Source organism: Aquibium sp. A9E412, from assembly GCF_030398335.1.
GTDB lineage: Bacteria > Pseudomonadota > Alphaproteobacteria > Rhizobiales > Rhizobiaceae > A9E412.
Genome location: NZ_JAOAOP010000018.1, coordinates 34,183 through 59,845, shown reverse-complemented (window position 1 = coordinate 59,845; position 25,663 = coordinate 34,183). Strand labels below are relative to the sequence as shown.

General features: G+C 72.5%; 22 protein-coding genes, 1 tRNA gene and 1 pseudogene. 14 read left to right on the top strand and 10 right to left on the bottom strand.

Annotated elements, in window-relative coordinates; all coding sequences use genetic code 11:
- Together bchD and bchI are read right to left on the bottom strand one after the other, a co-directional pair.
- A pseudogene (bchD, locus tag N1F89_RS09265) lies at positions 1-924 on the bottom strand (magnesium chelatase ATPase subunit D); the annotation flags it as partial.
- Positions 917-1,957, bottom strand: coding sequence for a magnesium chelatase ATPase subunit I (bchI, locus tag N1F89_RS09260; RefSeq protein WP_290083616.1), 1,041 nt, complete (start codon positions 1,955-1,957; stop codon positions 917-919). The gene bchI and the pseudogene bchD, both read right to left, overlap by 8 nt.
- A 203-nt stretch (positions 1,958-2,160) precedes the next feature.
- Here bchI and N1F89_RS09255 point away from each other — a divergent pair, with 203 nt between their 5' ends.
- The 3 genes from N1F89_RS09255 to N1F89_RS09245 all read left to right on the top strand — a co-directional run bounded on the left by N1F89_RS09255 (position 2,161) and on the right by N1F89_RS09245 (position 5,887).
- Positions 2,161-2,568 (top strand): cytochrome c family protein, encoded by a 408-nt coding sequence (locus N1F89_RS09255; RefSeq protein ID WP_290083614.1) that lies wholly within the window; start codon positions 2,161-2,163, stop codon positions 2,566-2,568.
- 374 nt (positions 2,569-2,942) lie between these two features.
- On the top strand, positions 2,943-4,889 hold the full coding sequence (dxs, locus tag N1F89_RS09250) for a 1-deoxy-D-xylulose-5-phosphate synthase (protein WP_290083612.1): 1,947 nt from the start codon (positions 2,943-2,945) through the stop codon (positions 4,887-4,889).
- Between the two features lie 317 nt (positions 4,890-5,206).
- The gene (locus N1F89_RS09245) at positions 5,207-5,887 is read left to right on the top strand and encodes a cobalamin B12-binding domain-containing protein (RefSeq protein ID WP_290083611.1); all 681 of its coding nucleotides are present in this window, start codon (positions 5,207-5,209) and stop codon (positions 5,885-5,887) included.
- A gap of 61 nt (positions 5,888-5,948) precedes the next feature.
- Here the strand turns inward: N1F89_RS09245 and N1F89_RS09240 are convergent, their stop codons facing one another.
- Entirely contained in the window at positions 5,949-6,608 is a 660-nt protein-coding gene (locus N1F89_RS09240; protein WP_290083609.1) for a 2-dehydro-3-deoxy-6-phosphogalactonate aldolase, read from the bottom strand.
- Entirely contained in the window at positions 6,605-7,540 is a 936-nt protein-coding gene (locus N1F89_RS09235) for a 2-dehydro-3-deoxygalactonokinase (protein WP_290083607.1), read from the bottom strand. Before N1F89_RS09235 ends, N1F89_RS09240 begins: the two co-directional genes overlap by 4 nt.
- Before the next feature lie 278 nt (positions 7,541-7,818).
- Here N1F89_RS09235 and N1F89_RS09230 point away from each other — a divergent pair, with 278 nt between their 5' ends.
- The 10 genes from N1F89_RS09230 (at position 7,819) to N1F89_RS09185 (ending at position 17,988) form a co-directional block, all read left to right on the top strand.
- Complete coding sequence (locus N1F89_RS09230) at positions 7,819-8,358, top strand: cell wall hydrolase (protein ID WP_290083606.1); 540 nt, start codon at positions 7,819-7,821, stop codon at positions 8,356-8,358.
- Between the two features lie 87 nt (positions 8,359-8,445).
- Positions 8,446-9,603 carry a hypothetical protein gene (locus N1F89_RS09225; RefSeq protein ID WP_290083603.1) on the top strand — a complete coding sequence of 386 codons (1,158 nt, stop codon included), beginning with the start codon at positions 8,446-8,448 and terminating at the stop codon, positions 9,601-9,603.
- A 224-nt stretch (positions 9,604-9,827) separates the two neighbouring features.
- A complete protein-coding gene (locus N1F89_RS09220) occupies positions 9,828-11,303 on the top strand; it encodes an aldehyde dehydrogenase family protein (RefSeq protein ID WP_290083602.1) in 1,476 nt (491 codons plus the stop codon).
- Positions 11,304-11,341: 38 nt separating this feature from the next.
- Entirely contained in the window at positions 11,342-12,367 is a 1,026-nt protein-coding gene (locus N1F89_RS09215; RefSeq protein WP_290083600.1) for a membrane dipeptidase, read from the top strand.
- Complete coding sequence (locus N1F89_RS09210) at positions 12,367-13,161, top strand: ABC transporter ATP-binding protein (RefSeq protein ID WP_290083598.1); 795 nt, start codon at positions 12,367-12,369, stop codon at positions 13,159-13,161. The genes N1F89_RS09215 and N1F89_RS09210 overlap by 1 nt, the downstream gene beginning before the upstream one ends.
- Entirely contained in the window at positions 13,158-13,991 is an 834-nt protein-coding gene (locus tag N1F89_RS09205; RefSeq protein WP_290083596.1) for an ABC transporter permease, read from the top strand. Before N1F89_RS09210 ends, N1F89_RS09205 begins: the two co-directional genes overlap by 4 nt.
- Positions 13,992-14,020: 29 nt before the next feature.
- Positions 14,021-15,013, top strand: coding sequence for an ABC transporter substrate-binding protein (locus N1F89_RS09200; protein WP_290083594.1), 993 nt, complete (start codon positions 14,021-14,023; stop codon positions 15,011-15,013).
- A 21-nt stretch (positions 15,014-15,034) separates the two neighbouring features.
- Entirely contained in the window at positions 15,035-16,690 is a 1,656-nt protein-coding gene (locus N1F89_RS09195; protein ID WP_290083592.1) for an NAD(P)/FAD-dependent oxidoreductase, read from the top strand.
- Positions 16,678-16,971 carry a muconolactone Delta-isomerase family protein gene (locus N1F89_RS09190; protein ID WP_290083590.1) on the top strand — a complete coding sequence of 98 codons (294 nt, stop codon included), beginning with the start codon at positions 16,678-16,680 and terminating at the stop codon, positions 16,969-16,971. Before N1F89_RS09195 ends, N1F89_RS09190 begins: the two co-directional genes overlap by 13 nt.
- Before the next feature lie 9 nt (positions 16,972-16,980).
- Positions 16,981-17,988 carry a LacI family DNA-binding transcriptional regulator gene (locus N1F89_RS09185; RefSeq protein WP_290083588.1) on the top strand — a complete coding sequence of 336 codons (1,008 nt, stop codon included), beginning with the start codon at positions 16,981-16,983 and terminating at the stop codon, positions 17,986-17,988.
- A 2-nt stretch (positions 17,989-17,990) separates the two neighbouring features.
- Here N1F89_RS09185 and N1F89_RS09180 read toward each other — a convergent pair whose 3' ends face one another.
- The gene (locus tag N1F89_RS09180; RefSeq protein ID WP_290083586.1) at positions 17,991-19,220 is read right to left on the bottom strand and encodes a pilus assembly protein TadG-related protein; all 1,230 of its coding nucleotides are present in this window, start codon (positions 19,218-19,220) and stop codon (positions 17,991-17,993) included.
- A gap of 244 nt (positions 19,221-19,464) precedes the next feature.
- On the opposite strand from N1F89_RS09180, the gene N1F89_RS09175 reads away from it, so the two are divergent.
- Positions 19,465-20,610, top strand: a complete 1,146-nt coding sequence (locus N1F89_RS09175; RefSeq protein ID WP_290083584.1) for a glycine cleavage T C-terminal barrel domain-containing protein — start codon at positions 19,465-19,467, stop codon at positions 20,608-20,610.
- 42 nt (positions 20,611-20,652) lie between these two features.
- Here the strand turns inward: N1F89_RS09175 and N1F89_RS09170 are convergent.
- The 5 genes from N1F89_RS09170 to N1F89_RS09150 all read right to left on the bottom strand — a co-directional run bounded on the left by N1F89_RS09170 (position 20,653) and on the right by N1F89_RS09150 (position 25,663).
- Positions 20,653-20,729 (bottom strand) — tRNA-Pro (locus N1F89_RS09170).
- Positions 20,730-20,811: 82 nt separating this feature from the next.
- Positions 20,812-22,275 (bottom strand): betaine-aldehyde dehydrogenase, encoded by a 1,464-nt coding sequence (betB, locus tag N1F89_RS09165; protein ID WP_290083582.1) that lies wholly within the window; start codon positions 22,273-22,275, stop codon positions 20,812-20,814.
- 124 nt (positions 22,276-22,399) lie between these two features.
- On the bottom strand, positions 22,400-24,052 hold the full coding sequence (gene betA, locus N1F89_RS09160) for a choline dehydrogenase (RefSeq protein WP_290083581.1): 1,653 nt from the start codon (positions 24,050-24,052) through the stop codon (positions 22,400-22,402).
- On the bottom strand, positions 24,045-25,034 hold the full coding sequence (locus tag N1F89_RS09155; RefSeq protein ID WP_290083578.1) for a pyridoxal-phosphate dependent enzyme: 990 nt from the start codon (positions 25,032-25,034) through the stop codon (positions 24,045-24,047). Before N1F89_RS09155 ends, betA begins: the two co-directional genes overlap by 8 nt.
- On the bottom strand, positions 25,031-25,663 hold the full coding sequence (locus N1F89_RS09150; protein WP_290083576.1) for a glutathione S-transferase family protein: 633 nt from the start codon (positions 25,661-25,663) through the stop codon (positions 25,031-25,033). Before N1F89_RS09150 ends, N1F89_RS09155 begins: the two co-directional genes overlap by 4 nt.

Here is a 25,663-nt window from a genome sequence, read left to right as displayed (position 1 = left end):
CGGCCGGGCCGCGGCGGCGGCGGCCACCAGCATCTCCTGCAGCGCGTCGAAATCGACCGGACCGGGCGCGCCGTCGGCTTGCGCATCCGGCTCGTTGTCGCTGGCCGGCGGCCCGTCCGGCGCCTCGGGCGGCGGCGCGTCGGACGGTCCGGCCTCCGCCGTGTCCGGCGGATCGGCCGCCGCGTCGGCCTGCGGCGCCACGGGCGCCAGGCCGCAGACGAGCCGCAGCGCCGTTGCCGCATGCTCCGGCGACACGGCCGCCGCGCCGTCGAGGCCGGCGAGGATGCGGGCGGTGCGGGCGAGCCAGAGCGGCGTGCGCAGCGACGGCCGCCCGGCCGCCAGCGCGGCGGTCGCAAGGGCGGCGAGCAGGCGGTCGTCGAGGTCCGCCGGCTCCGGCGCCGCCGCGGCGACGCCTGCGTCGGGTGCGTCCGGCGCGGCGTGCGTGTCGTGCCAGGCGATGCCGTCGAGCGGCAGGCTGAGCGCCAGCCGGTCGGCGAGCGCCGCGCACAAGCCTTCTTCGGGGCCGTCGCCCTCGTCGAGCGCGACGACGGTGAGGCCGCCGGCGGTGCCGTCGAGCGCGCCGGCGACCAGCGCAGCGAGGCCGGGGGCCAGCCGCTCGGCCATCGGCAGCACGAGGACGCCGCCGCGGGCGCGCGCCAGGAGGCCGGCCTCGGCGACGGGCCGGCCGGCCTGCAGCGTCGCGGCGACGTCGAGGCCGCCGGTCAGCCGCTCGCGCGCCACCGAGGGCGGCACGCGCAGCCAGGGCTGCCCGGCCGGCACAAGCGCGCGCAGCCGCTCGAGCCAGGCGTCGCGCACCGGCCCGGCGCGGGCCCGCACATGAACGCCGCCGAGCCGCGCCCCGCCGGCCGCCAGCACCCGCGCCGCGGCAAGCGCGTCGGCCCAGCGCGGCGCCGGCTCAGGCATGGCCGGCGACCCCGTCGGTGACGTCGCTGACGGCGCGTTCGACCCTGGCGGCCGAGCCGGCCTCGTCGAGCGGGTCGCGGCGCAGCCGGTGGCGCAGCGCCATCGGCGCGATCGCCAGCAGGTCGCCGCGCGTGGCCTCGGCCCGGCCGTCGAGCGCGGCGCGCGCGCGGGCCGCGCGCATCAGCGTCAGCTCGCCGCGCAGGCCGTCGACGCCGAGCCGCAGGCACAGCGTCGCGCCGGTCTCCAGCACCGCGTCGGGCACGGCGACCTCGCTGAGCATCGCCTTGGCGCGGCGGATGCGGCCGCGCAGCCGCGCGTTGCGCGCCTGCCACGCGGCGGCGAACCCGTCGGGGTCGCGCTCGTAGGCCTCGCGCCGGCGCACCACCTCGAGCCGCTGCGCGATGTCGTGCGGCGAGGCGACGTCGACGGCGAGGCCGAAGCGGTCGAGAAGCTGCGGCCGCAGCTCGCCTTCCTCCGGATTGCCGCTGCCGACCAGGGCGAAGCGCGCCGCATGGCGCACGCTCAGCCCCTCGCGCTCGACCACGTTGACGCCCGAGGCGGCGACGTCGAGCAGAAGGTCGACGATGTGGTCCTCGAGCAGGTTGACCTCGTCGACATAGAGAAAGCCGCGATGCGCGCGCGCCAGAAGGCCGGGCTCGAAGGCCTTCTCGCCGGCGACCAGCGCGCGCTCCAGGTCGAGCGCGCCGGCCACCCGGTCCTCGGTCGCACCGAGCGGCAGGTCGACGACGGGCGTCGCGACCTTCACGGTGGGCGGCGCCTTGCCGTTGGTGCGCGCCCGGCAGTCGTCGCAGTGCTGCGCCGGCGCGGCGGGGTCGCAGTTGTAGCGGCAGCCGCGCACGGTCTCGATCTTGGGCAGCAGGGCGGCCAGCGCCCTGACCGCGGTCGACTTGCCGGTGCCGCGGTCGCCGAACACCAGCACGCCGCCGAGCGCGGGGTCGACGGCTGCCATGACCAGCGCGTCCTTCATCTCTTCCTGGCCGACGATGGCCGAGAAGGGGAACGGTGCGGTCATCGGCGCCTCCCTGCCAGGTTGCGTCAATAAAAGTTGACGCTTCGCTGTCAACAGATTGGTACAGCCGGGCGCGAAATGCAATCGGCGGCGTCGGCCGCCGGCGCGCCGGCCGGCGGCTTCGACCAAAGGCGGTCGGCCGGCCGCGTTGACGGCGCGGCTGCGGCGCCTAAGTTGTCGCCGGAGGGACAATCCGGAGAGAAGCTATGCGCAAGGAAGTGGGTGTTGTTCTGGTGGCCGGCCTTCTGTCGGGTGCCGCGCCGGCGTTTGCACAGGAAGGCGACGCGTCGGCGGGAGAGACCGTGTTCAAGCGGTGCCAGGTCTGCCATGTGGTCGATTCCGACCAGAACAAGGTGGGGCCCACGCTGCAGAACGTGATCGGCCGCACGCCCGGCACGGTCGAGGGCTTCCGTTATTCCAAGGCGATGCAGGAGTTCGGCGAGGACCACGTCTGGGACGAGGAGACGCTGACCGAGTATCTCGCCGCGCCGCGCGAGGTGGTCAAGGGCACGACGATGGCCTTTGCCGGCCTCAAGGAGGAGCAGCAGATCGCCGACGTGATCGCCTATCTGAAGCAGTTCAGCGACACCGGCAACGGCGAGGCGGAAGACTAGATCCGATCTGCTTGTCACGGCATCGCAGATCGGCTCCAAGTCATTGTCTCGACGCGTTTGCGGACGGCGACCCGGTTTCCACGTCGCCTGGCAACGCTTCGGGGCCGTCGCCGGCGCGCTCCGCGCCCATCTGCAGCCATGCGGCAAGGCCGGTGGCGGGGGCCGGCGCGCCGCGCGTGCGCCATGCTCCGCGGCCGCCCGTGCCGCGGAGCTGTCATGTTTAATTGACATACGACTGTAAAAAATAGTTTACAACTGCGCATGGCGCGCCGACAATGGCAGTCCGTTTGGGGCGTGTCGCGGCGCGGCCCGGTCGTGCCGCCGTCGCCCCGCCGGGGCGCCCCGAAGGGCGCCGAGGACGGGAGGAGGACGCCATGCTGCCGGTTCTGGACCTCGACGCGCCGACACCTCTGCTCGATGCGGTGCGCGAGCCGGCCGATCTGCGGCGCATGCGCGACGGCGACCTGCGCCGCCTGGCGCACGAATTGCGCCGCGACACCATCCGCTCCGTCGCGCGCACCGGCGGCCATCTCGGCTCCAGCCTCGGCGTCGTCGAGCTCACGGTCGCCATCCACGCCGTCTTCGACACGCCGCGCGACCGTCTGATCTGGGACGTCGGCCACCAGTGCTATCCGCACAAGATCCTCACCGGGCGGCGCGCGCGCATGCACACCATCCGCCAGGAGGGCGGGCTGTCCGGCTTCACCCGGCGCGCCGAAAGCGGTCACGATCCGTTCGGCGCGGCGCATTCCTCGACCGCCATGTCGGCCGGCCTCGGCTTCGCCGTGGCGCGCGACCTCGGCGGCGACCCCGGCGAGGTGGTGTGCGTGGTCGGCGACGGCGCGATGTCGGCCGGCATGGCCTATGAGGCGATGAACAACGCCGGCGCGCTCGGCAAGCGCATGTTCGTCATCCTCAACGACAACGACATGTCGATCGCGCCGCCGGTCGGCGCGCTGTCGCGCTATCTCGCCGCGGTCTGCGCGGCCGCGCCGGCGCGCGACATGCGCGCGGTGCTGCGCGAGGCGGCCGCGCTCCTGCCCGGGCCGCTGCGCGACGGCGCGGCGCGCGCCCGCGCGCTGCTCAAGGGGCTGGCCGGCGGCCGCACGCTGTTCGACCATCTCGGCTTCACCTATGTCGGCCCGGTCGACGGCCACGACCTGCGCCAGCTCCTGCCGGTGCTGCGCGCGCTCAAGGCCGGCGCCGACGGTCCGGTGCTGCTGCACGCGCTGACCCGCAAGGGGGCCGGCTACGCGCCGGCCGAGCGCGCGGCCGACAAGTATCACGGCGTCGGCCGCTTCGACGTGGTGACCGGCGAGCAGAAGAAGGCGGCGGCCGGGCCGCCGAGCTACACCAAGGTGTTCGGCCGCGCGCTCGCCGACGAGGCCGAGCGCGACCGGCGCGTCGTCGCCATCACCGCGGCGATGCCGTCGGGCACCGGCGTCGACCTGTTCGCCCGCCGCCATCCCGAGCGCAGCTTCGACGTCGGCATCGCCGAGCAGCACGCCGTCACCTTCGCCGCCGGGCTTGCGGCGGCCGGCATGCGGCCGTTCTGCGCCATCTACTCGACCTTCCTGCAGCGCGCCTACGACCAGGTGGTGCACGACGTGGCGCTGCAGGGCCTGCCGGTGCGCTTCGCCATCGACCGCGCCGGGCTGGTCGGCGCCGACGGTCCGACCCATGCCGGCGCCTTCGACATCGGCTATCTCGCCAACCTGCCGGGCTTCACGGTGATGGCGGCGTCCGACGAGGCCGAGCTGGTGCACATGGTGGCGACCGCGGTCGCGCACGATGCCGGCCCCATCGCGCTGCGCTATCCGCGCGGCGAGGGCGTCGGCGTGGCGCTGCCCGAGCGCGGCCGGCCGCTGCCCATCGGTCGCGGCCGGGTGGTGCGCGAGGGCCGCACGGTGGCGCTGCTGTCGCTCGGCGCGCGGCTCGGCGAATGCCTCAAGGCCGCGCTCGAGCTGGAAAGCCGCGGCCTGTCGACCACGGTGGCCGATGCGCGCTTCGCCAAGCCCTTCGACGCCGATCTGGTGCGCCAGCTCGCCAGCCAGCACGAGGTGCTGGTGACGGTCGAGGAGGGGGCGTCGGGCGGCTTCGGGGCGCTGGTGCTCGCCTTCCTCGCCGAGCACGGCCTGCTCGACGGCCGCGTGCAGGTGCGCGCGATGACGCTGCCCGACCGCTTCATCCAGCAGGCCGGACCGGCCGCCATGTACGACGAGGCCGGGCTCAACGCGCCGCACATCGTCGACAAGGTGCTCGCCGCGCTCGACGGCGCCGCCGCCGCCGGCGAGGCCGCCCGGCTCGTCTCGCTGCGCTGACGCGAGGGTTATCCCCAGCTTCCGCCCGAGCGCGGCGCGGGTGGGGTTTTTTGTCGCACCGCACGGCGAAAAAGGTGTATGCTTCTCGCAAGGCACGGGAAATTGCCCCATTCCCGTGCGAGGGAGGGAAGATGGCCCGTCACGGAGCGACGCCGGGCGGCCGAGTGCTGGGTATCGATTGGACTCGACCTGACCGAGAAGACATCCGACATCATGCCGCCGATTCCATCGCAGCGCGCCAGGCGATCCTGGCTCGCGCGATCAACGCCGAGGTTGCGCGCCGCATGCGCTGCGGCCGGTCCGCGGAGGCCGACTCGGTGAGCACCGCCGGTCGCGAAGCGGGCCGCCCCCTCGAGGCGCGGGTCGAGGAGCTCTTGTCGGCGCTGTTCGAGAAGGACCGCACGCGCCTGGCGCTGCTGGTCGAGGCGCTGCGCGAGCAGCGTCCCCGGCTGGTGCATCTCTACCGCGCGCTGCTCGTCCCCGTCGCCGCCCGGCTCGGCAACATGTGGCGCGACGACAGCGCCTCCTTCGTCGACGTGACGGTGGCCTCCGCACGGCTGCAGTTCGTCGTCAACGAGCTCACCGCGCATGTCGATCTCGATCCGCCGCGCGCCGCGCTCGACCGCCGCGTGCTGCTCGCCCGGCCGCGCGGCGAGGCGCACACCATCGGGCTCGCCATCGTCGAGGCCTGCTTCCGCAGCGCCGGCTGGGAAGCCTGCGGCGGCGCCGTGCTGGAGGCGGATTCGGCGCTGTTCTCCGAGCTGCAGTCGCGCTCCTATTCCGTGCTCGGCCTGTCGGTCGGCTCGATCGCCGCGGCCGAGGGCCTGGCCGAGACGATCAAGGCCGCGCGCAAGGTCTCGCGCAACCGCGCCATCAAGGTGTGCCTGGGCGGTGCGGCGGTGGCCGGCGAGCCGCGCCTCTTCGCCGCCATGGGCGCCGACTTCCTGGCCGACGACGCCATGGATGCGGTGGTGCGCGCCGGCCAGGCGGTCGCCTGAGGCGGCACCGCCGGCCTCCGGCCCGGCCGGCCGTCGGCGACGGCCGCGCCCGCGCCGAACCTCAGCCCGTCTCCGGCCGTGCGGCCTCCGCGCCGAACACCGCATCGTAGGCCGCCACCGCGGCGGCCGCGCGCGTCGCCGTCTCGTCGGCCGTGGCGCCCGGCCGGTAGAGGCTGGAGCCGAGCCCGAACAGCGACACGCCGCGTGTCGCATAGCCGGCGAAATCGCGCTCCGACACGCCGCCGACGGCGGCCAGCGGCAGGCCGGCCGGCAGCACCGCGGCCACCGCCGCGATGCCGGACGGGCCGAGCACGCTCGCCGGAAAGAACTTGAGCGCCGAGGCGCCGGCGCGCGCCGCCGTCAGCGCCTCGCTCGGCGAGAAGACGCCAGGCAGCGTCACCATGCCGGCCGCCCGTGCGGCCGCGATCACCGCCGGATCGACGTTCGGGCTGACGCACAGCCGGCCGCCGGCCGCCGCCAGCCGCGCGACGTCGTCCGCCTCGAGCACCGTTCCCGCGCCGACCAGGCAGCGCTGGCCGAGCGCGGCGGCGATGCGCTCGATCGTATCGAAGGGGTCGGGCGAGTTGAGCGGCACCTCGATCGCCTCGAAGCCGGCCTCGGCCAGCGCCCCGGCGACGTCGACGGCGCTGTCGGGCGTGATGCCGCGCAGGATGGCGACGAGGCCGCGGGCGAGCCCGGGCCAGGCGATGCGTTCGCTCATGGGCGTGTGTCCTCTGCGGTTCTGCCGTGCGCGGTCCAGGCGCGAAGCAGCCCGTCGCGCACGGCGGTTTCGGCATCGACCGGCCGCACGGCGAGGCCGGCCACGGCCAGCGCGCGCCGGTAGAGCGCGCCGAGCGCGCCGGCGGCGATCAGCGTCACCGTTTCGCCCGGCGCCAGGCCGGCGCGGGCGTGGGCGATCTCCGTGCCGATCAGCAGTCCCGACAGCCGGGCCGCCCCGTCGGTCCGCGCGGCCTGGCCGAGAAGCTGGCCGGCGCGGATGCCGAACAGCGCCGCCGTCAGCCCGCCCGGATCGGCGAGCGCGTCGCCGACCGCCGCCTCGAAGGCGGGGCCCGGCTCGCCCGTCCCGGCTTCGAGCGCGTGGCTGAGGATCGTCGACCGGCCGATCGCGCCATAGAGCTCGCCGGTCATGTGCGTGGCGAAGGCGACGACGCGGCCCGCCGCCATGCGCGCCCACTTGGCGTGCGTGCCGGGCAGGCAGGCGACGCCGTTGGCCCGTGCGCCGAAGGCGCCGAGGAGCTGGGTCTCCTCGCCGCGCATCACGTCGGGCCGCGCGGGGTCGCGCTGCGCGATGCCGGGCATCAGCCACACCGGGCGTAGGGCATCGGGCGCGGCGACGGCGAACGCGGCGAGATCGGCGAGCCGCGCCGGCGTGTCGACATAGGGCGCCTCGCGCCAGCCCTGGCGCGAGCCTGCCATGCCGCACACCAGCGCCGGCAGCCCGGCCGGCGCGGCAAGCGCGCCAAGGTGGCGCTCGAGGATCGTGGCGAAGCCCTCCGCCGCGCCGCGCGCCAGGCCCTCGTCGCTGCGCCGCGCGGCGAGCACCGTGCCGGCCTCGTCGACGAGCCACAGCCGGAAGCTGCTGGTGCCCCAGTCGACGGCGGCGAGCGCCGGACGGCCGCCGCGCTCAGCCACGGCCGGAGCCGGGGCGGCGGGCGCCGACGGGGCGCGGGCGTCGGGTCACGGCAGGCAGGGCGGCTCTCCTCGGCTGGCCGCGCAGCGGGCGCGGCGTGGCATCCGGCCGCACCTTATGCCCGAGCGGCGGGCCGCGCGAAAGCGCCCGGCCGGCGCCGCGCGGCGAAAAAATCGCCGCCGACCGCAAAGGCCCATGTTCTGCCGCAGGCCTTTCAACTTGCTGCCCCATTGATTCGGGAAAGGCGGCCACAACAGCAAGAAAACACTGGGGTTGCATCATGAACCGATCGCTCGCGGGCCTGCGGCCCGTCGCCGGCGCGCTGTGCGCCGCGTTTGTCCTGGCGTGGGCGGGCGCGGCCGCGGCCGCGCCGCTCATCCGGCCCGAACCGCCCGTCTACCGCAGCTTCCAGAAGGAAGCCGAGTGCCTGGCCCAGGCGATCTACTTCGAGGCGCGCGGCGAGCCGCTCGACGGCCAGCGCGCCGTCGCCCGCGTGATCCTCAACCGGGTCGACAGCGCCTACTATCCCGACAGCGTGTGCGGCGTCGTCTTCCAGAACGAGCACATGCGCGACGCCTGCCAGTTCTCCTTCGCCTGCGACGGCCTGCCCGAGCGCATCGCCGAGCCGCGCGCCTACGACAAGGCCAAGCGCATCGCCTCCGACACGCTGCGCTGCGACAGCACCTGCCGCCAGGCCAGCGGGCCGGTCGGCCGCTCGACGCACTACCACGCCGACTGGGTCGAGCCGTGGTGGGCCGACAAGCTGCAGCGCACCGGCAAGGTGGGCAGCCACATCTTCTACTACACGAGCACCCTCTGAGCGGCATCTTGACGGCCGGCGCCGGCGGTGGCGCTATGCCCGGCAGGGCGCCGGTCGCGGTATCGCCGAGGCGCCGGGGGAGGTGGGGTGCTGCGCCGGTTTCTCGTTCTCGTGCTGCTGCTGGCGGCACCCCCGGCCGCGCTGCCGGCCGACATCCGCCTCGACGGCACGGCGCATGACGGCTGGTCGGAGCTGCGCCGCATCCGCCTCGCCGGGCCGATCGTGCCCGGCGACCTGGCGCGGCTGAAGCGGCTCGCCGTCGCCGAGGACGCGACGGTGGTGACGCTCGACAGCGCCGGCGGCAGCTATCGCGAGGGGCTGGCGCTGGCCGCCTTCTTCGCCGCAGCGCAGGTGCGCACCCTGGTCGAGGCGGGCGACGTCTGCCTGTCGGCCTGCGCGATCGCCTTTCTCGGCGGCACGGCGAGCGGCGAGGAAGGCATGACCACTGTGGCGCGCGGCATCGAGGCGGGCGCGCGCGTCGCCTTTCACGCGCCGTTTCTGGCGCTGTCGGACGGCGCGTTGACCGAGGCGGTGGTGGAGCGCGCCTACGATCACGCGATCCGCACGGTGACGGACTTCATCCGCATTGCGGAGGATCTGGCGGTGCCGCCGGACGTGGCCGCCGACATGATGACGCCGCAGCGCGACGCGCTCTACGCGGTCGCCACGGTGCGCGATCTGGTGCGCATTGGCGTCGAGCTCGCCGGCGTCGCGCCGCCGCCGGCGCTGACCGCAAGCATGGTGACCAACCTGTGCCTGAACGGCTGGGTGTGGGGCACGACGTCGCGCTTTTCCGGGGCCGCGCGGGAGCTGGCGCGCGTGCTCGACGACACCGGCTGGGGCGCGCGGCCGCGCCCCGTCAGCCTCGTCAACGACGTCTTCGGCGCGGTGCAGATGATGACCCGCTTCGTGCTGCCGGTGGCCGCGGCGGGCGAGGGGTCCGGCCACTATCTGTGCCTCGTCGACAGCGCACCCGGCGCCGACGGGCCGCAGGTGAGCTGCCGCGGCTACGTGTTCGCCGCCGACCCGGCCGAATTCCTGGCGGTGGCGCGCCGCTTCGACAGCGGCGGCCTGGAAAGCCCCGACACCCCCGACTTCCCCTGCATGACCGATGCCGGCGTGGTGCCGCTGGCGCGCAATGCGCCGTCGCCGGAACGGCGCTGGGCGCTCGTGCCGGAGGACACGCCGGTGGCCGAGGTCGCCGCGACGCTCGCCCGCTACCTGCGCGACGAGCCGCCGCTCTAGCGCCGTTCTGCGTTTCACGGAAGCGCGGATCGGCCCGTGCTGCTGCGTCCCGCCAGGCTTGCGGGCACGCGCGCGGCCACGCCGCGAACACCCTTCGACCGTTTGCTGCAGCCTTGCTTTTCCGCGCGCGTGCCGGACCGGCCATGGCGGTGAATCAGTCGTCATGTAAACGTTGACAAGGCGTGAGATAACGTTTACAAAGCGAGCATATCAGGAGGTTTTGAATGTCTGCAGACGGTGTTTCGCGCTTCGGCGCCTTTGTCGATGGAGCGGCGGTTTCCGGGTCGGGCGAGCGGGTTCCGCTGGTCGATCCCGCGACCGCCGAGGCCTGGGGCGAGGCGACGGATTCCGCCGACCTGGTCGATGCCGCGCTCGACGCGGCGACGCGTGCCGCCGACAGCGCCGAGTGGCGCGAGATGGATCCCACCCAGCGCGGCCGGCTGATGTTCCGGCTGGCCGATCTGATCGAGCAGAACGCCGAGCGCCTGGCGCCGCTCGAGGTGCGCGCCGCCGGCAAACTGCTCAAGACGACGCAGCGCGAGATGGCGCGCGCGGCCGCCTGGTACCGCTTCTACGGCGGCATGGCCGACAAGATCGCCGGCCAGACGATCCGCCTGTCGAAGAGCGCGGAGGCGAAGACGGCCCTCGAGCCGGTCGGCGTCGTCGCGGCGATCACCCCGTTCAACGGCCCGTTCTCGCTCGGCGCCTGGAAGATGGCGCCCGCACTCGCCGCCGGCAACGCCATCGTCGTCAAGCCGCCGATCGAGTGTCCGGGCACGACGCTGCTGCTCGGCGAACTGGCCGTCGAGGCCGGCATTCCGCGCGGCGTGCTCAACGTGGTGCCGGGATCGGAAGCGGTCGGCCGCGCGCTGATCGAGGACGAGCGCACGGCGATGATCTCCTTCACCGGCAGCTCGGCGACGGCCCGGCGCATCGGCGCGGAGGCGGGCGCGCGCATGAAGCGCTTCGTCTGCGAGGCCGGCGGCAAGTCGGCGCACATCGTGTTCGACGACGCCGACGTCGAATCCGCCTACGTCGCCGCCCGCCAGGGCGTGTTCTCCAACGCCGGGCAGACCTGCGTCGCCGGCTCGCGGCTCCTCGTCCACCGCCGCCATTTCGATGCCTTCGTCGAGCGACTGACGGCGGGCGCGGCGGAACTGCGCCTCGGCAACCCGCTCGATCCGTCGACCCATATCGGCCCGCTCGCCTCCGCACGCCAGTTCGAGCGCGTGTCCGGCATGGTCGAAGGCGCGGCCGCGGCCGGCGCGACGGTGGTCGGCGGCGGCCGTCCCGAGCTGCCGGCGCCGTTCGACAAGGGCTTCTTCTTCAGCCCGACGCTGGTGCTCGGCGCCGCCTCGCAATCGGAGATCTGGCGCGAGGAGGTGTTCGGCCCGGTCGTCGCCGTGGTGCCGTTCGACGACGAGGAGGAGGCCGTGGCAATCGCCAACGACAGCCAGTACGGCCTGGCCGCCGGCCTGTGGACGCGCGACATGGCGCGTGCCGACCGCGTCTCGCGCCGTCTCAAGGCCGGCACCGTGTGGGTCAACGCCTACCGCATGATGGACTACCGCGTGCCCTTCGGCGGCTACAAGCAGTCCGGTCTCGGCCGCGAGAACGGCCTCGAGGCGATGCGCGAGTTCCAGATCGTCAAGGCCACCGTCACCGATCACGCGCCGCCGGCCGATCCGTTCGCCGCCTGAGGCGCCCGGCCATCCCGCAACACGCAACAGGAAGACCCATGTCCGACAGCACCGCCCATCCCCTGATCATCGATGCGCTGCAGTACCCGGTGCCCGAACGGCGCTGGTTCGAGGAGTGGCGCGCCGGCAATGTCGGCTGCGTGCACGTCACCGTGGCCATCTGGGAGGGGGCCAAGGCCACCCTCGAGCGGCTCGCGGCCTGGCGCCAGGCCTTCGCCGACAACGCCGACCTGGTCGCGCCGGCGCTGCGCGGCGGCGACATCGAGAAGATCGCCGCCTCGGGCCGCACCGCCGTCGTGCTCGGCTTCCAGAACACCGCGCCCATCGAGCACGACATCGAGCTGATCGCCACCTTCCGCGAGCTCGGCGTGCGCATCATGCAGCTCACCTACAACCTGCAGAACTACATCGGCGCCGGCTACTGGGAGGAGAGCGACAGCGGCCTGTCGTCGCGCTTCGGCCGCACCGCCGTCGACGAGATGAACCGCGTCGGCGTCCTGATCGACCTGTCGCATTGCGGCGAGCGCACCACGCTCGACGCCATCGAATACTCCTCGCGGCCGGTCGCCATCACCCATTCCAACGCCCGCGCCTTCGTCGAGGACCCGGGCTTCGGGCCGGGCCGGCTGAAGACCAGCGAGGCGCTCAAGGCGCTGTCGCGGCGCAAGGGCGTCCTCGGCGTGTGCCCCAACCGCTCGCTGATCGCCAAGGGCACCGACGCCACGCTCGAGGAGTTCACCGAGCTGGTGGCGCGCACCGTCGACCTGATGGGCGTCGACGCGGTCGGCATCGGCACCGACTACTGCGCCGGCCATCCCGCCTCGATCCGCACCTGGTGGCGCTACGCCCGCTGGTCGCGCGAGCAGGCGAAGATCCCGCCCTACGCGCCGCACGAGGCATGGCAGGAGTGGTTCCGCTCGCCGGCCGACTTCGCCAACATCATCGACGGGCTGGCCAGGCGCGGCTTCTCGGAAGCTGAGCGCGGCAAGATCCTCGGCCAGAACTGGCTGCGCCTCTTCTCCGAGGCGTTCGAGCCGGCCAAGGTCGAGAAGGCGGCCGCGTGATGGCGGCGGCCCCGGCAACGAGAAGCGCCGCGCCGGCCGAAGGCATCGTCCTCGACGAGGTCTCGAAGCGCTACGGCGAGGTGCACGCCTTCGGCCCGGTCAGCTTCAGCATCGAGGACGGCACCAGCCTGTCGATCGTCGGTCCGAGCGGCTGCGGCAAGAGCACGCTGCTGCGCATCCTCGCCGGCCTCGAGCCGGCGACGAGCGGCCGCGCCAGCTTCGCCGGCAAGGCGGTCGAGCGGCCGCTCGGCGACGTCGGTCTGGTGTTCCAGCGCGACCTTTTGCTCGACTGGCGCACCGCGCTCGACAACGTGCTGCTGCCGGCGGAATTCCGCGGCACCAACGATCGGGCGACGCGCGAGCGGGCCGCCGAGCTGCTCGAGCAGCTCGGCGTCGGCGGCTTCAAGGACAGCTATCCGTGGCAGCTTTCCGGCGGCATGCGCCAGCGCGTGGCGATCGCCCGCGCGCTGGTCTGCCGGCCGGCCATGCTGCTGCTCGACGAGCCCTTCAGCGCGCTCGACGCGCTGACGCGCGACCAGATGAACGTGCTGCTGCAGGACATCAGCCGGCAGCAGAACGTCACCACCGTGCTGATCACGCACAGCATCGCCGAGGCCGTGTTCCTCGGCGACCGGGTGCTCGTCATGTCCGGCCGCCCGGGCACCATCCTCGACGACATCGACGTGTCGTTCGCCCGCCCGCGCAAGCTCAGCCTGCGCGAGGACGCCGACTTCACGGCGATCGTCCGCCGCATCCGCATCCACTTCGAACGCACGGGGGTCCTCGTCGGATGAGCAGTGTCACCGATACCGGTCGAACCGCGCGCACGCGCGCCGTCGCCGCCTACCGCATGCCGGACCTGGCCATCTCGCTTCTGCCGCCGATCCTCAGCGCCGTGCTGGTGCTGGCGGTGTGGGAGGGGTTCGTGCGGCTCAACGACGTGCCGGCCTATCTTCTGCCGGCGCCGACGCTGATCCTCACGGTGCTGATCGAGCGCTTCGATCTGCTGATGCGCCAGCTCGGCTTCACCGCCATGGCGTCTGCGCTCGGCTTCGTCATCGCGCTGGTCAGCGGCATCGCCGTCGGCGCGGCGATCAGCGCCTCGCGCATCTTCGACCGCGCCGTCTATCCGTGGCTGGTGATCTCGCACGCGATCCCCAAGGTCGTGATCGCGCCGCTGTTCCTGGTGTGGTTCGGCTTCGGCATGACCAGCGAGGTGCTGTTCGTCGTCGTCTTCACCTTCTTCCCCATCGTCGTCAACACGGTGGCCGGCCTGAAGAGCGCCGACCCCGAGATGCTGCAGCTCGCCCGCTCGATGACGGCCAGCCCGCTGCAGTCGCTGTGGAAGATCAAGATACCCGGGGCTCTGCCGACGATCTTCGCCGGCATCAAGATCTCGATCACCATGGCGCCCGTCGGTGCCGTGATCGGCGAGTTCGTCGCCTCGAATGTCGGCCTGGGCCATGTGCTGATCCAGGCCGTGGGCAGCCTGGAGACGCCGCTCGCCTTCGCCGCGGTCGTCGTCATCTCCATCTTCGGCATTGCCATCTGGTACGCCGCCGAAGCGATCGAACGGCTGTCGATCCCGTGGCACGCGAGCCAGCGCACCGCGTCCACTCACTAACCACCACGAAACCAGAAGAGGGAACACCAATGCGCATCCACCGGAAACACACCGCGCGCGGCCTGGTCGGCATCGCCACCGCCGCCCTCGGCCTCCTGGCCGGCGCCGCATCGGCCCAGGCCGAAAGCCTCAGCGTCGTGCTCGACTGGGCCTGGCGCCCGCACCACGCCCCCTTCGTGCTGGCCATGGAGAAGGGCTACTACAAGGATGCCGGCCTCGACGTGCGCATCGAGCAGGGCCGCGGTTCGGCCTCCTCGGCGGTGCTCGTCGGCCAGAAGAACTTCGAGCTCGCCCATCTCAACGTCACCAACGCCGCGCAGGCGATCGGCAAGGGCGTGCCGATCAAGGTGGTCGCCGTCTACCAGCACCGCACCGCCTCGGCCTTCATCGGCATCAAGGGCCGCGTCGAGCTCAACGAGCCGGAAGACCTCAAGAGCGTCAAGATCGGCAGCACGCCGGGCGGCTCCGACGCGCTCGGCCTGACGATCTTCAGCAAGGTCACCGGCATTCCGAAGGAGGAGCTGAACATCGTCTCGCTGGAGGGCAACACCAAGACGGCGGCGCTGCTGACCGACCAGGTCGACGTCGTGTCCGGCGACACCTACGCCTTCCTGGCGCTGGTGCGGGCCGGCGGCGAGGAGCCGGTGACGCTTGCCCATGCCGATCTCGGCGTGCCGCTGCTCGGCTTCGGCTTCGCCGCCAACGAGGAGGTTCTGGAGGAGAAGCCCGAGGCGATCCGCACCTTCCTCGAGGTCACCAAGCAGGCCTATGTCGAGGCGACCCAGGACTACGAGGCCTCGTGCCAGCTCATGATGGACGCCGTCGATCTCGTCGGCTCGATGGAGGGCTGCATCGACTACTTCTCCAACCTCGTCGGGCTGTCGACGACGCCCGGCGCCGACGACTGGGGGCACCAGTCGGAGGAGGAGTGGGAAAAGCTGGTCGGCACGCTGAAGGAGATCGGCGAGATCGAGTCCGACGCGCCGGCCTCGGCCTACTACACCACCGCCGTCGAGCCGTAAGCCGTGGCTGACGCGCATACCATGGCACGTTACGACGTGATCATCGTGGGGGGAGGTCACAACGGCCTTGTGGCCTCCCGCTACCTCGCCGCCGCCGGCCTGCGGGTGCTGGTGCTGGAGAAGCGCAGCGCCTTCGGCGGCCCGGCCGCCAAGGTCGAGTGGATGCCCGGCTACTTCTGCTCGGTGACCAACTCGCCGGGCTCGCTGGAGCCGAAGATCGTCCGCGAGATGGAGCTGGAATCCTTCGGCCTGCGCTTCGTCAAGCCGGACCCCACGCTGGTCCATCCGCTGGAGGACGGCCGGCTGTTCGTCGGCTGGCGCGACCGGGCGCGCGGCGACGCGCAGCTCGAATCCTACGCGCCCGGCGAGGCCGAGCGCTACCGGCGGATGTTCGAGTATCTCGAGGCCTTCGCCCGGCGGCTCGGCGTGTCGGTCTTCGACGCGCCGCCGACGCTGGCGCAGCTGACGCGCAACCTGACGACGCGCGAGGACGAGGAGGCCTTCGCCCGCGTCTTCTTCGGCAGCGCCCGCGCGCTGTTCGACGACTTTCTCGATTCCGAAGAGGCCAAGGCGATCGTCGGCCCGATGGCGGTTGTCAGCGGCCAGGTCAGCCCGTCGACGCCCGGCACGCCGATCAACCTGATGATGCGGCCGCTGTCGATCGCCTCGGTGGCCTTCGACGAGGGCTACGACCCGCGCCGCATGCCGCTGCGCGGCTCGACCGGGCTGCCGATCGGCGGCATGGGCGCCATCATCGACGCCATGGTGGCGAGCGCGCGTGCGGCCGGCGTGACGCTGCGCCGGGAGACCGGCGTGTCGGCGATCCGCATCCGCGGCGAGCGCGTCAAGGGCGTCGTCACCGAGGACGGCGAGGAGATCGACGCGCCGGTGGTGGTGTCGGCGATCAACCCGCGCACGACGCTGCTCGACCTGATCGGCGATCATCCCGACTGGGCCGACATGCAGGCCAGGATCGGCCGCAGGAGCATGCGCGGCAAGGCCTACAAGCTGATCCTGGCGCTCGACGCCATGCCGCGCTACGCGGCCGCCGCCGACGACGCCGAGGCCGCGCTGCTGGCGAGCGCCCAGTACCGCACCGCGCCGACGCTCGACTATCTGGAAGAAAGCCACGCCGACATGATGCTCGGCCGCGCGCCGCAGAACCCGGTGATCTGGGGGCTGTGCCCGTCGATGACCTCACCCGGGCTGGCGCCGGAGGGCAAGCACATCATGTCGATGAACATCGGCAACGCGCCCTACTGCCTCCAGCAGGGCGACTGGGCCGAGGAGCGCGACCGGCTGGCCCGCCGCTGCATCGAGACGGCGGCGCGCTGGATGCCCAACCTGCCGGACATCGTCAGCGACTACCGCTGCATCGACCCGGTCGAGTTCGAGTCCGATTACGGCCTGGTCGAGGCCAACATCACGCATGGCGACACGCTGCCGTGGAACCAGTTCTGGATGCGGCCGCTGCCCGGCCTGTCGGGCTACCGCACGCCGACCGCCGGCCTCTATCTCAGCGGCGCGGGCACCTGGCCCGGCAATTTCGTGTCCGGCCTGCCCGGCCACAACACCGCCCACCGCATCCTCGGCGACCTCGCCGCCGGACGGCTGGGCACTCACACCAGGCACACGGTTTCGATGCCGCAGGAAAGGAGCGAAGTGTGGAATTCCTAGTCAACATCCGGTTCAACTGGCCCGACACGATCACACCCGAGGAGCGCAAGCGGTTGCGCGAGGAGGAGCTCGCCCGCGCCGCGGAACTGACCGAGCAGGGCCATCTGGTGCGCATGTGGCGCGTCATCGGGCGGCGCGAGAACTGGGGGCTGTGGCGCGCCAAGGACGGAACCGAGATGCATGCCGTGCTTTCCAGCCTGCCGATTTGGCCGTACATGGATATCCAGGTCGTGCCGCTCGCGCAGCACGCCGTCGACCCCGCACCGCCGCAGGTAGAATGATGCCGCTCGATGCCCACGCTGCATGACGTCGCCAGACACGCCGGCGTTTCCATCGCCACCGTGTCGCGTGTGCTCCGGGGCATCTCGTCGATCGCGCCGGACACGCGCGAGCGCGTCCTGTCTTCGGTCGCCGCGCTCGGCTATGCGCCCAACCCGCTCGGCCAGGCGCTGCGCGCGGGGCACATCAACGCGGTGGCGCTGCTCGTCGGCGACATCGAGCAGGGCTGGTACGCCTCGCTGGCGCGCGACATGCAGGTCGCGCTCGAGGAGGAGGGCATGGACCTCCTCCTGTTCAACCTCGGCCACAGCGAGACGCGGCTGAGGGAGGTGCTGGAGCGCGCCGTGTCGATGCGGCTGCGCGGCGTGGCGCTGGCGACCAGCGACCACATTCCCGGCGCCGCACTCGAGCCGGTGCGCGCCCGGCTGGCCGAGGCCGGCATCGCGCTGATCGCCGTCGGCCGCAATCTCGAGGAGATCGGCATCCCCTCCGTCGCGCATGACGACGAGCAGGCCAGCCGCATCGCCGTCGGCCATCTCGTGCAACGCGGCTACACGCCGATCGCCTATATGAGCCGCATCCGCAAGTCGGCCACCGGCCGGGTGCGCTTCGCCGGCTATCTCGCCGGCCTCGCCGAGCACGGCATCGCGCGCGATCCCGCGATGGAGTGGGACATCGCCGAATCCTACCGCTTCAAGGCCGGCTACAACGTCATGCGCGACGCCATCGCGCGCGGCGTCGGCATGCGCTCGGTGATCGCCGGCAGCGACGAGCTGGCGCTCGGCGCGATGGCGGCGGCGCGCGACGCCGGCCTGCGCATTCCCGAGGACGTCGCCGTCCTCGGCTTCGGCGGGCTGGAGTGGGGCGGCTATGTGCGCCCCGCGCTGACGACGCTCGATGCCGACACGTCGGCCTTCGGCAAGGGCTTCTGCACGGTCCTGAAGGCGCTGGCGGGCGGCGGCAGCGCGCCGCCGGTGTCGCTCGTGCCGCGCCGGCTGATCGCCCGCGAATCCGCCTGAGCTCAGTCGACCAGGCCGACGACCCGGCCGGCGCGCATCTCGCGGCCGCCGAGCTCGGCCGCGCAGTCGAGCGCGATGGAGGCGTTGCCGGTGAGCTCGATGGTGCGGCCGACCAGCCGCAGGCAGCGGTCGGCCTGGGTCGTGGCGTTGCCGGCATAGAAGACATGCGCGCCCGGCGCGTAGACGAAGCCTTCGACATGCGAGCCGGAGGTGCCGTTGATCGTCACCGCATTGGTGTTGTCGGCTTCCTGATAGATCGTGATGCCGGCATAGGGTCCGCTGTCGGGCGGCGTCAGGTCGACGATCTGGTTGGCGTTGATCGAGAACTCCGCCCCGTCCATCAGGAACAGCGTCACGCCGTGCCCGGTGAGCGAGCCGTTGCCGCCGAGATTGATGCGTCCGCCGCGCAGGATGTAGCTGCCCGGGCTGAGCACGATCTCGCCGGAGAAGGTCTTGTTGCAATAGGTGCCGGGCGACAGGGAGACGGACTTGCCGCCGGGCAGCGGCTGGCAGCCGGTGTAGCTCGGCGGTGCCACGCCGGCCAGCGGATCGGCCGACGGATACTGGTTCTCCAGCGCCGCGGCGCAGTCGAGCGCGACGTTCGACGTGCCGTCGATGCCTTCCGTCGCGCCCGCCGTCGACACGCAGGCGGCCGTCAGCCGCGCCGAGCCGCCGCGGTCGATGGCGCTCGACGAGCGCGAGTTGGCGGCGATGACGCAGCCGGTCATGGTGATGTCGGTCGAGCCCTGGATCTTGACCGCGGCGGCCGCATCGCGGTCGAGCGCGAGGGCGCAGGCCGGCGGTCCGGGCTGGATGCGCACGACGCTGCTGCGCCGCAGCGGCCAGTCGAAGCTGCCGAGGATGCCCTGGTGCCGCGTCGCCGCATCGACGGTGACGTGGTCGTAGCCGTCGATGGTGATGATCTTGGCGGCGAAGCTGTCCCACCAGCCGTCGGTGTAGCCGACGCTGCCGGCCTCGATCGCCACGCCCGGCCCGTTGGCTTCCACGAAGTCCTGGCCGATCGCCTGCAGCTCGGCCTCGCCCATGCCGTCATAGTAGCGGATGGCGATGGCGAAGGCCGCTGCGTCGAGCGCGTTCTGGAGCTGCTCGGCCTTGCGCTGGGCCGAGGCGAAGTCGATCGCGCCGGCCACTGCGGCGACAAACGGCACGGCGGCGAGCGCCGTGAAGACGGCGACATTGGCGTTCTCGTCCTTGCGGAAACGGCGAAGCATTGGCCGGATCCGGTCCCCCTGTCGGTTGCAATGGCCGCAGGGTGGGCGGCAGCCGTTGGGAAAACCTTTGCCGAACCGTTAAAATGCCGCCGAACCGCGAAAGATTTTCTTCGCGGCCGGTGGCCGGTCCGGTGCGCGCCGCGTTTGCCCGCACCGTCCGGGACTGCTACCGATGCGGCTGGAGCTTCAGGCACCGGCGTGGCTGCCGGTGCCCGGCCGACAGAGACGCGAGGGGGGAGGCGCGATGCAGGACGGCGAGGCGGTCGGTTTCGGCACACAGATCCGCAAGTCCCCCTATTTCGCCGCCACGCTGCGCTGGGGGGCGAAGGCCTTCTCCGTCTACAACCACATGTACATTCCGCGCGATTTCGGCGACCCGGTGGAGAATTACTGGAACCTGGTGAACGCGGCGATCCTGTGCGACGTGGCGGTCGAGCGCCAGGTCGAGGTGACCGGGCCCGACGCGGCCGCGTTCGTGCAGCGCCTGTGCCCGCGCGACGTCGCGACGATGGCGGTCGGCCAGTGCCGCTACGTGCTGCTGACCAATGCCGAGGGCGGCATCATCAACGACCCGATCCTGCTGCGCCTCGGCGAGAACCACTTCTGGTTCTCGCTGGCCGACAGCGACGTGCTTCTGTGGGCGCAGGGGGTGGCCGTGCATGCCGGCCTCGACGTGACGATCCGCGAGCCGGACGTCTCGCCGCTGCAGCTCCAGGGGCCGCGCTCGCGCGCCATCATGGCCGCGCTGTTCGGCGCCGGGATCGAGGATCTGCGCTACTTCAGGCTGCGCGAACTGACGCTCGACGGCATCCCGCTCGTCGTCTCGCGCACCGGCTGGTCGAGCGAGCTCGGCTACGAGCTCTATCTGCGCGACGGCGCGCATGGCGACGCGCTGTGGGAGCGCATCATGGCCGCCGGCGCGCCGCACGGGCTGGCGCCGGGCCACACCTCGACGATCCGCCGCATCGAGGGGGCGATGCTGTCCTATCACGCCGACATGGACATCCACACCAACCCGTTCGAGCTCGGCCTCGACCGGCTGGTCGATCTCGACATGCCGGCCGACTTCATCGGCAAGCAGGCCCTGCAGCGCATCCGCGCGGAGGGCGTGGCGCGCCGCCTGGTCGGCCTGCACGTGGACGGGCCGCCGCTGGCCGGGCCGAACACCAGCTTCTGGCCGGTCGCCAGCGCCGGCCGGACGATCGGCAGGGTGACATCGGCGGTCCACTCGCCGCGGCTCGACGCCAACATCGCCCTGGCGATGGTGGCGCGCGAGCATTCGGCGACGGGCGGGGCGCTGGCGGTCGAGGCGCCGGGCGGTCGCCGCGACGCCCGCGTCGTCGAGACGCCGTTCCTCGACCCGCGCAAGACGGCGGCGACGGGCGCCTGAGCCAGGCCGTCTCGGCCGCATGCGACTGATTTTCGGGAAAACTGGTCGGAGTGGCAGGATTCGAACCTGCGACCCCCTCGTCCCGAACGAGGTGCGCTACCAGGCTGCGCTACACTCCGCGACCAGACGGCGGGCTTATAGCGGGCGTGCCGCGGCTCCGCAAGGCCGCATCGGCGCGGCAAGGCAAATTGCCGCGCCGTCTCAATAGGGGCTGTCGACGCCGCCGGTCTCGACATAGACGGATTTGATTTGGGAATAGTGGTCGAGCGCGGCAAGGGCGTTCTCGCGGCCGAGGCCGGACTGCTTGACACCGCCGAACGGCAGCTCGACCGGCGTCAGGTTGTAGCTGTTGATCCAGCAGGTGCCGGCCTGCAGCGCGGCCGCCACCCGGTGGGCGCGCGCCATGTCGCGGGTGAAGACGCCGGCCGACAGGCCGTAGGGGGTGTCGTTGGCGCGCGCCAGCGCCTCCTCCTCGCCGTCGAAGGAAAACAGGCTGAGCACCGGGCCGAAGATCTCCTCGCGGGCGATGCGCATGGTGTCGTCGACCTCGGTGAAGATGGTCGGCTCGAAGAAGAAGCCGCCCTCGAAGCCCTGCAGCACCGGCGCGCCGCCGCCGAGATGCAGCCGCGCGCCCTCCGCCTTGCCGATCTCGACATAGCGGGCGACCTTGTCGCGCTGGGCGCGGCTCGCCAGCGGGCCGAGCTGGGTGTCGGGGTCGAGCGGATCGCCGATGCGGATCGCCTTGGTGCGCGCGCCGAGCCGCTCGAGGAAGCGGTCGTACAGCCCCTTTTGCACGTAGACGCGGGTGCCGTTCGAGCAGACCTGGCCGGTCGAGTAGAAATTGCCCAGCATGGCGCCGCCGACGGCGTCGTCCAGCTCGGCGTCGTCGAACACCAGGATCGGCGACTTGCCGCCGAGCTCCATGGTGGCGTGCTTGAGCCCGCCGCCGGCCGCCGCCAGCACCTTGCGCCCGGTCTCCACCGAGCCGGTGAGCGACACCTTGGCGATGGCGGGATGTGCGGTCAGCGCGGCGCCCAGGTCGCCGCCGCCCTGCACGACGTTGAACAGGCCGGCCGGCAGCCCGGCCTCGACGTAGATCTCGGCCAGCGCCAGCGCCGACAGCGGCGTGACCTCCGACGGCTTGAAGATCATGGCGTTGCCGGCGGCCAGCGCCGGCGCCGACTTCCAGCCGGCGATCTGGATCGGGTAGTTCCAGGCGCCGATGCCGAAGCACAGGCCGAGCGGTTCGCGCCGGGTGTAGCCGAACGGTCCGCCGAGCTCGACATGCTCGCCGTTGCGGGCGGCGACCGCGCAGCCGAAGAACTCCAGCGCGTCCGCCGCCGAGGCCGGGTCGGCGACCAGCGTCTCCTGCAGCGCCTTGCCGGTGTCGAGCGTCTCCAGCCGGGCGAGCGCCGCGTTGCGCTCGCGCAGCAGCTCGGCGGCGCGGCGCAGCACCCGGCCGCGCTCCATCGGCCGGCGGCCGGCCCAGTCGGCCTGCGCCCGGCGGGCCGAGTCGACCGCCTCGGCGACGATGCCTTCGGTGGCGGCGTGCAGTCGCGCGATGGTCTCGCCGGTCGCCGGGTAGACGACCTCGATCGGGGCTCCGGCCGTGTCCTCGACCGGCCGGCCGTCGATGAAGTGGGATGCCTTCGGCTGGGCGCGCATCGCTGCCTCCTTGCGCTGTCGGCCTGCCGTCCTGGCGGCGGCGGCCGGAATCGGTTTGTGCGGTCTTCGCCGCAGCGAATTGACGAACAACGCTTTTCGGCCGCGGCCCGATCCCGCGGTCCGCTCAGCGGTCGCTGTCGCGCCAGCGCGGGTTGATCCACGGCTCCCGGTTCGACGGCGCCAGCGGCTGGCGGCCGAGAATGTGGTCCGAGGCCTTCTCGCCGACCATGATGGAGGGCGCGTTCAGGTTGCCGTTGGTGATGCGCGGGAAGATCGACGAATCGGCGACGCGCAGCGCCTCGACGCCGATCACCCGGCATTGCGGATCGACGACGGCGTGCGGGTCGTTGGCGTGGCCCATGCGGCACGTGCCGCACGGGTGGTAGGCGCTTTCGGCGTGGTCGCGGATGAAGTCGTCGAGCGCGGCGTCCGACTGCACGGCGTCGCCGGGCGCGATCTCGCGGCCGCGGAAGGCGTCGAAGGCGGGCTGCGCGAAGATCTCGCGCGTCAGCCGGATGCAGTGGCGGAAGTCGCGCCAGTCGTCGGGATGGGCCATGTAGTTGAAGCGGATCACCGGCTTGTCGGCCGGGTCGGGCGAGCGCAGCGACACGCTGCCGCGCGAGGGCGAGCGCATCGGCCCGACATGCGCCTGGAAGCCGTGCGCGCGGGCGGCCGCCTTGCCGTCGTAGCGGATCGCCACGGGCAGGAAGTGGAACTGGATGTCGGGATACTCCACGCCCGGCGCCGAGCGCACGAAGGCGGCCGCCTCGAAGTGGTTGCTGGCGCCGAGGCCGGACTTGAAGAGCAGCCACTGCGCCCCGATCAGCGCCTTGGAGAACAGATTGAGCTTGGAATAGAGCGTGATCGGCTGGGTCGATTCCTGCTGGATGTAGAGCTCGAGATGGTCCTGCAGGTTCTGGCCGACGCCCGGCCGGTCGGCGACCACGCCGATGCCGTGTGCATTCAGATGGGCCGCCGGCCCGATGCCCGACAGCATGAGCAGCTTCGGCGAGTTGACGGCGGAGGCGGCGAGCACCACCTCGCGTCGCGCGCGAACGACCTGAATCGTTCCGCGAGCGTCCACCTCGACCCCGGTGGCGCGTTGATTCTCGATCACCACGCGGCGCGCCAAGCCCCTGAAAAGCGTCAGGTTCGGGCGCTTGAGCGCCGGCTTGAGATAGGCGTTGGCGGCCGACCAGCGGCGTCCCTGGTGGATCGTCTGCTCCATCGCGCCGAAGCCTTCCTGCTTGGCGCCGTTGTAGTCGGGCGTGAGCTCGAACCCGGCCTGGCGGCCCGCCTCGGTGAAGGCGGCGTAGAGCGGGTTCAGCCGGGTGCCGTGGCGCACATGCATCGGCCCGTCGGTGCCGCGCCAGCCGGCCTCGCCGTCATGCGCGGTCTCCAGGCGCTTGAAGTAGGGCAGCACGTCGGCGAAGGACCAGCCGGCCGCGCCGCTCTCGGCCCAGTGGTCGAAGTCGCGCGCGTGGCCGCGCACATAGACCATGCCGTTGATCGACGACGAGCCGCCGATCACCTTGCCGCGCGGCGTGGCGAGGCGGCGGCCGCCGAGATGCGGCTCGGGCTCGCTGGTGTAGCCCCAGTCGTAGAGGCTCATGTTCATCGGGAAGGACAGCGCCGCCGGCATCTGGATCAGCGGGCCGGCGTCGGAGCCGCCGAACTCGATGACGATCACCGAATGGCGGCCGTCCTCCGACAGCCGGGCGGCGAGGGCCGAGCCGGCCGAGCCGGAGCCGACGATGACATAGTCCGCCTCAGCCATGGCCGACATGCCGCATGAAGGCCTCGAGCGCCACGTTGCCGCCGGTCGCCACCACCATGACGCGGCGGCCGTCGACGTCGACCGCGCCGTCGAGCAGCGCGGCGAGCGCGGCCGCGCCGGACGGCTCGAGCACCAGCTTCAGCCGCTCGAAGGCAAAGCGCATGGCGCGCCGCACCGCCGCGTCGCCGACGGCGACACCGGCGACGCCGGCCGCCTGCACGACGGCGAAGGGGGCGGCGCCCGGCCGCCGCGCCATCAGCCCGTCGCAGATGCTCGGCGCGCCGAGCGGCACGGTCAGCGCCGCGCCGGCGGCGAGCGAGCGGCCCATGCCGTCGAAGCCTTCCGGCTCGACGGCGACGACGCGGGTTTCCGGCGAGCGGTGGTGGAAGGCGGCCGCCACGCCGGCGATCAGCCCGCCGCCGCCGACGCAGCACAACACGATGTCGGCCTGCGTGCCGAGCCGCTCGTACTGGTCGAGCGCCTCCATGCCGACGCCCGCCTGGCCGGCCACCACATGCGGATCGTCGAAGGGGTGCAGCCGCACCAGGCCTTCGTCGGCGGCGATCGCGTCGGCGCGCTCGGCCGCCACCTCCTCGCGCGGCCGATCGCCGTGCTCGGTGGAGATCACGGTGGCGCCGTGGTCCTGCGCGGCCTGCCGCTTGGCGGCCGGCGCGTCGGCCGGCATGACGATGGTGACCGGCACGCCGAGCGCCGCGCCGGCGGCCGCCAGCCCCTGCGCGAAATTGCCGGAGGAATGCGCCACCACGCCGCGCGCGGCGTCCTCGGGCGCGAGCTGCCGGAGCCGCCAGTAGGCGCCGCGCAGCTTGAAGGAGCCGGTCCATTGCAGCGATTCGGCCTTGACGTGGACGGCCCGCGCACCGGTCGCCCGGGCGAGCGCGGCCGAGCGCAGCAGCGGCGTCTCCTGCGCCACCCGGGCGGTCGCCGCGTGCGCGGCCTCAAGCTCTCGAAGCGACGGGATCATCGCACCCAAAGGCTCTCGTAGGACACCATCACATGCTCGCGATAGGCGGGCCGTTCGGCGAGCCGCGCATAGTAGGCCGCCAGATGCGGCGTGTCGGCGCGCGCGCAGTCGAGCGTGAAGTAGCGGTAGAGCTGGCTGCCGAGCATGATGTCGGCGAAGCACGGCGCCGCGCCGCCGAGGAAGGGCCGGTCGGCGAGGTGCCGGTCGGCGATGGCCGCGAGCCGCGCCACCTGCGCCTCCGCCCCGGCGACCGCCTGCGGCGTGCGGCCGGGCGTGCGCACGATCAACGCGAACAGCCCGCCGATGAAGGCGGGATAGAAGCTGGCGCGTGCCCACTCCGCCCACATGTCGAGCCGCGCGCGCTCGGCCGGATCGGTGGGCCAGAAGCGGGCGTCGCCGTGCACGGCGGCCAGATAGCGCACGATCGCCGCGCTCTCCCAAAGGGTCAGCGCGCCGTCCTCCAGCACCGGCACCAGCCCGTTCGGGTTCATGGCCAGGAAGTCGGGCGCGTCGAGGCCGCCATACTGGCCGCCGGCATCGATGCGCCGGTGCGCGAGGCCGAGCTCGCCGACCGTCCACATCACCGCTTGAACGTTGACCGAAGTGGCGCGTCCCCAGATCGTCAGCAT